The sequence below is a fragment of the Methanobrevibacter curvatus genome, assembly GCF_001639295.1.
Classification (GTDB): Archaea; Methanobacteriota; Methanobacteria; order Methanobacteriales; family Methanobacteriaceae; genus Methanoflexus; species Methanoflexus curvatus.
This window is the reverse complement of record NZ_LWMV01000002.1, coordinates 1-7,461: the sequence shown is the minus strand read 5'-3', so window position 1 is coordinate 7,461 and position 7,461 is coordinate 1. Positions and strand designations below refer to the sequence as shown.

At 23.7% G+C, this 7,461-nt stretch carries 6 protein-coding genes and 1 pseudogene; 3 read left to right on the top strand and 4 right to left on the bottom strand.

Annotated features, from left to right (window positions below):
* Nucleotides 1-1,171: pseudogene (locus tag MBCUR_RS00060) on the top strand (Ig-like domain repeat protein); the annotation flags it as partial.
* Between the two features lie 375 nt (nt 1,172-1,546).
* Here the strand turns inward: MBCUR_RS00060 and MBCUR_RS00055 are convergent.
* The 4 genes from MBCUR_RS00055 to MBCUR_RS00045 all read right to left on the bottom strand — a co-directional run bounded on the left by MBCUR_RS00055 (nt 1,547) and on the right by MBCUR_RS00045 (nt 4,538).
* Entirely contained in the window at nt 1,547-2,440 is an 894-nt protein-coding gene (locus MBCUR_RS00055; RefSeq protein ID WP_067088629.1) for a hypothetical protein, read from the bottom strand.
* A 278-nt stretch (nt 2,441-2,718) separates the two neighbouring features.
* Nucleotides 2,719-3,621, bottom strand: coding sequence for a shikimate dehydrogenase (locus MBCUR_RS00050; protein ID WP_067088626.1), 903 nt, complete (start codon nt 3,619-3,621; stop codon nt 2,719-2,721).
* A gap of 84 nt (nt 3,622-3,705) precedes the next feature.
* The gene (locus MBCUR_RS11030; protein ID WP_394329069.1) at nt 3,706-3,867 is read right to left on the bottom strand and encodes a pirin-like C-terminal cupin domain-containing protein; all 162 of its coding nucleotides are present in this window, start codon (nt 3,865-3,867) and stop codon (nt 3,706-3,708) included.
* 65 nt (nt 3,868-3,932) lie between these two features.
* Nucleotides 3,933-4,538: a pirin family protein gene (locus tag MBCUR_RS00045; RefSeq protein WP_211265103.1), complete on the bottom strand. Its 606-nt coding sequence runs from the start codon at nt 4,536-4,538 to the stop codon at nt 3,933-3,935.
* A 924-nt stretch (nt 4,539-5,462) separates the two neighbouring features.
* Between MBCUR_RS00045 and hisS the strand changes: the two genes are divergently transcribed.
* Nucleotides 5,463-6,800, top strand: coding sequence for a histidine--tRNA ligase (hisS, locus tag MBCUR_RS00040; RefSeq protein ID WP_067088623.1), 1,338 nt, complete (start codon nt 5,463-5,465; stop codon nt 6,798-6,800).
* A gap of 24 nt (nt 6,801-6,824) precedes the next feature.
* Nucleotides 6,825-7,247, top strand: coding sequence for a phosphoribosyl-AMP cyclohydrolase (gene hisI / locus MBCUR_RS00035; protein ID WP_067088620.1), 423 nt, complete (start codon nt 6,825-6,827; stop codon nt 7,245-7,247).
* Nucleotides 7,248-7,461: the final 214 nt, after the last annotated feature.

Sequence of the window (7,461 nt, the reverse complement as noted above, 5' to 3'; positions counted from 1 at the left end):
TGAGAGTATTAATTTGAGTATTGTTAAGACTGTGAATGTGTCTGGTGTTGTTTTGAATGGTGCTTTGGTTGAGTATACTATTAATGTAACTAATCATGGTCCTGATACTGCGACTAATGTGAATATTACTGATGTTTTAGATAATAAGTTGATATTTATAGGTGCTAATGGAACCTATACTCGTGTAGGTCAAACTGTTAACTGGACTATTTCAAGCATCTTAAATGGTGAATCTTATATTATTAACTTGATTGTTAAATTAAATGGTACTGGAAATATAAGTAATGTGGCAAATGTTACAGGTACAGATCAGAATAATGCTGGTAATAATAGTTCTAATGGTAATGATTCTAATATTACAGTTATCCCTTCTGTTGATTTGGAACTTAGAAAAACTGCTAATGTTACAAAAACTTTTGTTGGTCGATTTGTTAAATATACATTAGTTGTTGTAAATCATGGTCCAGATATTGCTCACAATGTAACTGTATATGATCGTTTAGAATCTAAATTATCATTTGTTAATGCGACAAGTTCTAATTATGATCCTGTTACGGGTATTTGGTTTGTTGGTGATTTATCTATGGATGTTTCTGCTACTTTAGTTATTATTGCTAAAGTTATTTCCCCAGGACATATTATAAATGTAGCTAATGTAAGTTCTGATGATAATATTAGAAATTCTTCTTATGTGTCTAATGCAACTAATAGGACAGTTATTATAAATGCTAGTAAGGTTCCAACTCCATTAGATATTAATACTACAACTATTGTTGTTGTAGACAATAAAACTGGTAAAGTAGGTGTTCCACTTAATTTAACTGCTACATTAACTGATGATAAGGGTAAACCTATTGCAGGCATGCCTATTAAATTTTATATTAATGGCAAATATATTGGTACTAGATATACTGATGTAAAAGGTCTTGCATTTATTACTTATATTCCAGTTAGTAGTGGTAAATTTACTATAACTGCGGAATTCCAAGGAAGAACTGGTTTTAAAGCTTGTAAAGTTAATGGATTACTAATTGTTAAAGGCAAAGGTAAAGATAATAATAATGATAAAGATGGAAAAGCAGGTATGAAACATACTGGTATTCCTGTTGTTCTTTTAATAATCTTATTAATTTTACTAACATTTGTTTCAAGAATCAGAAAAAGAAATTAAGATTTTTTAGATAACGATTAATAGATTATCTAATTTTTTTATTTTCCTTATTTTTTTTTATCATTTTTTTTTTTTTTTTAAGTTTTTATATACTTTTTAATAATTTTTATATAAAATATATCAGAAACTTAATTTTTTGCTAATTTTTTTGAGTTTATTTATATATAATTATATACCAATTATTATATAATTACATTATATATAATCGACAAATTTTGCTCCAAAAATTTGGTGTTTGAATTATATATGGATAAAAAAAAGATATGGTCAATAAATAGGTATTCAAATATGTTTATTTTAAAATATTTTTAATTATTAAATTTCTTAGGTTTTATGTTATTCTTTAATTTGAATGAAAAGTATTGATCAGCATCACTAATTGTTTTTACTTAAATATTCAACTGATTTTAAAATATTTTCTTTAAATTGAGGATTTATTTCTTCTAAAAATTCCATAAAATTTTTTGAAATGTTTTTTATTTCTTCACCTTTACATTTTTTATTTATATTCCCTTTATTATGCTCTAATTCATTAAAGTTTTGATTATTATTTATATTAATGTTAATATAATTCTTATTAAATTTATTAATAAAATATCTTAATAATTTTTCATCTACAAATTCATCTACAAAATCTTCAATTAATCTTTTATCAATAAATTTTAATGGATAAATTTCATTTTTTTCATTTATTTTAGAAATAATTCCTTTCCCTTTGAAAATATCTTCAATTTCTTTTTCTACTTGATTGTTTAAATCCATAACACAGAGGGTTTTGAAATTACTTTCTTTTTTATTATTTAAATCAACATTTGTTATGATCTTGATCCCATATTTTCTTGTATATGGTTCTAAAAGAATATATGATAAAATTGTTTTATAAAATAAAATTGCTTTACAAAGTTCATTTTCAATATTCCAGTGAATTAAAATATTGTCTTTTACTTTTATTACACTACTTAAGCTTTTTGATGATTTTGAAGCTATTTTTTGAAACAATGAGCTACGAATAACAAAGATTTTGGGATACCTGTGGTTGAAAATTTCTTCTTTTTTTCTTGAAAATTTAGAAAAGCGAAGATTGTTAATGAAAATTTTATCATTAAAATAGCTAATAAAGCGAGTGTCAACTCCAATTTGCGACAAAAATTTCAAAACAGCTTTTTTTTTATCATTATTATTTTTTATTTCTTTAAATGGCTGTTTATCCTTATTTTTTGCTAAATTTTCCACTTTAACTGAAAAATCACTTAAAAAATTGTCTCTCATACTTATCATTTTTTTATTTTCTTAATTTTATTTTTATAATTTTATTTTCTTTTTTTTTTAAAAAGAGAAGATGTCCCATGATGAATTTTATGAAAAAATTAATCTCTTTAAAATTAATTTAATCAATAAATAATTATTTAAATATAAATTAATAATTTATTAAGCATTATTTTAGTAAATAAAGTTGTAATTAATAACTATAATAAATTTTATCAATTAAAAATTAATTTTAATTTATCTAAAATTTAAAATTTTGAATTGTGGGACATCTTCAAGAATTATTGCATTATTTTATCCATTGCATCTTTAACTGCTTGTTCCATGGTAGATATTGGGGCATCAATGCCTGTCCATATTTTAAAGCTTTCTGCACCTTGATAAATCAACATTTTTACTCCAGAAATTGTTGTTGCACCAGCTATTTTAGCTTCTTTAAGTAATCTTGTTTCAAGGGGATTGTAAATAACATCATTAACAATTAAATCACTATGGAGAATACCTGCTTTTGCCAATGGTTCTTGATTTACATTGGGATACAGTCCAACTGATGTAGTGTTGATTAAAATATCTCCATCTTTAATTTCTTCTTCTATTTTATCTAATTCACCATAGTTAATTTTAATATCTGGTTTAAATTCTTTGAAATTTTCAAGTTCTTCAAGGTTTTCTTTTAATATCCTTTCACAATCATAACTTAAAGATTTGGCTTTATTTAAACTTCGATTTAGAATTACAAGCTCACTTATTCCTGAAATGGCTGTTTGGAATGAAATTGCTCTTGCAGCTCCACCAGCACCTAAAATAACTACTTTTTTGTCTTTTAATGATGTTTTTTCTTTTATTGCTTTAATGGCTCCAATACCATCAGTATTGTATCCTTTAGCTATTTTATCCTTAAAATGTATGGTGTTAACTGCTCCAATCATATTTGCCATAAAATCAAATTCATCAAGTTCATTTAAGACATTTGTTTTATGTGGAATTGTCACATTAAATCCTAAGACATTTAATGCTTTTGCTCCATTAATAGCTTTTTTTAAGTAGTCTTTTTCAACATCAAAATTTAAATATACGTAATTTAAACCGAGTGATTTATATATTGCATTGTGCATCTGTGCAGAAACACTGTGTTCTACAGGATGACCTATTAAACCCATTAAAATAGTTTTTGAATTAAACATTTTTATACCTAACATTCATTATTTTAGTTTTTCTTAGCTTTTTTTAACATTTTCTGAATTTATTTTTTTGAATTTATTGCATGGTTAATCTTTAATAAAATCTCCACTTTGAAGTTCATCAAAAGCTTTGGCTAATTCGATTTCATTGTTCATGACTATTGGTCCACCCCAAGCTACTGGTTCATTTAATGGTTTAGCAGCAAACAAAAGGAATCTTAAACCATTTTCACCAGCTTTGACTTTAATAATATCTCCTTCATCAAAAATAGCTACTGTTTTTTCATCTACAAATTCATTATTTCCAAAATATCCTAGCCGTTAAAAAGATAAACAAAACTATTTTCATCTTTTTCTATTGCAATTTCTAAGTCTGAATTAGGTTTTAAATCAAAATCTATTAAATTTGCATGGATATAATTTGGTGTTACTCCATTATGATTCTTGTATTCTCCTGAAATTACTCTTACATGACCTTCATCGATATCTAAATCTTTAATCATTTCATTTTTAATATCAAAATAATGTGGTTTAGCCATTTTGTCTTTTTGTGGAAGGTTTAGCCAAATTTGAACTCCAAAGAGTCTATTTTTTTTATGTGGCATTTCTTCATGCATTATTCCACTGCCTGCAGTCATCCACTGAGATTCACCACCTTTAATTGTTCCACCATTTCCTAAACTATCTGTGTGGGTCATTTCTCCCTCAATAAGATATGTTATTGTTTCTATACCTCTGTGAGGGTGCATTGGAAAACCAGCAATGTAATCCGCTGAATTTTCACTATCAAATGCATCTAACATTAAAAAAGGATCAATGTCTTTAACATCATTATAACCTAAAACTCTGATTAACTTTACTCCAGCCCCATCTACAGCTGCTTGTCCTTTTATTAGCTTTTTAACCTTTTTTATTGTCATTTTTGCCTCATTTTAACTTATTTAATAAATTATATGGCTATAACTTCTTATTCATATATTATTTAACTATGAATTATTTCAATATATTTTCTTACTTATTTTTTTACTTATTTTTTTTATTTATTTTTCTTTGAAATTAATTTGTTTTTTTTTTAATTAAATTTAAATACTTTAAATAAAATAAATTTACTTAATATTTAATTATTTAATGAAATTAAATTTTTAATAATTAATTAAATAATATTTTGATTTAATGATATGGGTTTTATATTTTAATTATAATTTATATTTTATATTTTATATTAATTTTATATTTTATATTAATTTTATATTATTAATTTTATATTATTAATTTTTTTCCTTTTTTAATAGTTAAATATTTAAATTTTTAAAATATTTTTATTTAACTATTTAACTATAGATTTAAATATAGATTAAATATAGATTACTTTAATTTTATACTTAATTTATTAATTTTTAGTAACTTAATTAATTTTTTCTATATCTAATATTTAATTTAGCTATTCATTTAATTTAACTATTCATTTTATATTATAGCCCTGAAAGAAAAGATTCGAATCAATGATTTATTTAAATATCAATATATTTCATAAATATAAGTTGTTATTATCTTTAATTTCTAAAATAATCTTTAATAATTTTATTATTAAAAAAATATATATTATAATTATTTAGATTAAGAAATAAATGAATATAAAACTTTTTAAAAAATATCATTACTTATAAGCTTTATTTTCAGGACTATATTTAACTATTTTAATCAATAGTTATTTAAATATTAATTAGTTTCTTTTATTGATTATTTACTTATTTAAATTAATTCTTTATATTAATTCTTTATATTAATTCTTTAAACTAATTTTTTTATTTAATTTTATGATTTTATACTTATTCGGTGATTTAATGGAATTTTCAAAGCCACGAGGAACAAGAGACTTTTTATTTGAGGAAATGAGAGAACGTAAAAAAGTTGAAAATATACTTAGAAAAGTTTTTGAAAATTATGGATATGGAGAAATTAAAACTCCTTTATTTGAAGAACTTTCACTTTTTACAACAAAATCCGGAGAACAAATTGTTGAACAGCTTTACAACTTTAAAGATAAATCTGGAAGAGAACTAACTCTTAGACCGGAATTAACTGCTCCTATTGCACGAGTTTATTTAAATGAACTTCAAAAAACAGCTAAACCATTAAAATTATACTATTTTGGGAGTTGCTTTAGATATGAAAGACCACAAAAAGGAAGATTTAGACAATTTTGGCAGTTAGGTTGTGAGTTAATTGGAGCAAAATCTCCTGAAGGTGAAGCTGAAATAATTGCAATGGCTGAAGAATCTTTAAATAGATTAGGATTAAATGAAGCTGAAATCCATATAAATCATTTGGGAATAATTAGAGAATTGTTTAAAGAATTTGGTATAAATAAAGATATCCAAGAAAAAATAATGATATTAATTGATAAAGGAAACAAAGAATTGTTAGTTGAATCATTAAATAATAAGGAGAAATTTGATTTAGACAAGGATTTAATTGATATTTTGATTAAAATTTTAAATTTAATAGGTGGAGATGAAGTTTTACATGAAGCCCATCAACTTATAGGAAATTATCTTGGTGTTTCAAATGAATTATCCAATTTTACTAAATTCATAGCAAGGTTAAAAAGTTTTAATGTTAAAAATTACACAATTAATTGTTCTGTTGCAAGAGGATTGGATTATTACACTGGGATTGTTTTTGAAATTTACATACCATCTCTTGGTGCTCAAAAACAAGTTGCTGGTGGTGGATCTTACAATTTAATTGAATTGTTTGGTGGTGAAGGCATAGAGTCAACTGGATTTGCATTTGGTTTTGATAGACTTATGAATGCTTATCAAACTTTAAATTCAGCAAATTCAAAATCAAATTCAAGATCAAATCCTGGATTAAACAATGAAGGAAATGAGGAATCAGTGGTTGATATTTATGTGGCAGCCATTTGCGATGATGCTCGTTCTAAATCTTTTGAAATAGCTCAAAATTTAAGGGCAAATGATTACTCTGTTGAAGTTGATTTGTCAAGACGTAAATTTAAGAAGTTAATGAATGCAGCCAACAAACTAAATGTTAAATTTATGATTATTCTTGGTGAAGATGAATTGTTATCTGCTAAAGTAACCATTAAAAATATGGGTACAGGTAATCAAGAATTAGTAAAAATTGAAGATTTAAATAGCTATTTTAAGGATTTGTGATTTTATTAATGATTTGGTGATTAAATGAAAATTAATTTTAAACATGAAAAAAATGGTGAAAATTTAGTTATAGCTATTGCTCAAGACTATAAATCTTTAGAAGTTTTAATGGTTGCTTTTATGAATGAAGAAGCATTATCTAAAACAATTCAAACTAAAAAAGCCCATTATTTTTCAACTTCAAGAAATAAATTATGGTTGAAAGGGGAAAGTTCAAATAATTTTCAACATGTTAAAGAGATATTAATTGACTGTGATATGGATGCAATTTTGTTAAAGGTTAATCCTGATGGAGCCTCTTGCCATGAAGGTTACAATTCCTGTTTTTTTAGAGAATTAGATGGTGATAAAATAGCTAAAAAATCATATAATTTAGATAAATTAGATGAAGAGGACTTAAAAATTATTCAAGCAAGACTTTTTAACCCTGAAGATGTTTATAAATAATAATTGTAATAATATTTATATAAATTAATAATTTTCATACTTAAAATTGTAATTAATAGATATGATAAATTTTAAATTTAAAATCAATTTTATTTTATCTAAAATTTAAAATTTTTCTTATTTTTGTTAATTTAAGACTATAAATTTAATGATAATTTGTAAATTAAATATAATAATTAAATCAACAATTATATACATAATCAAAGTATATTAT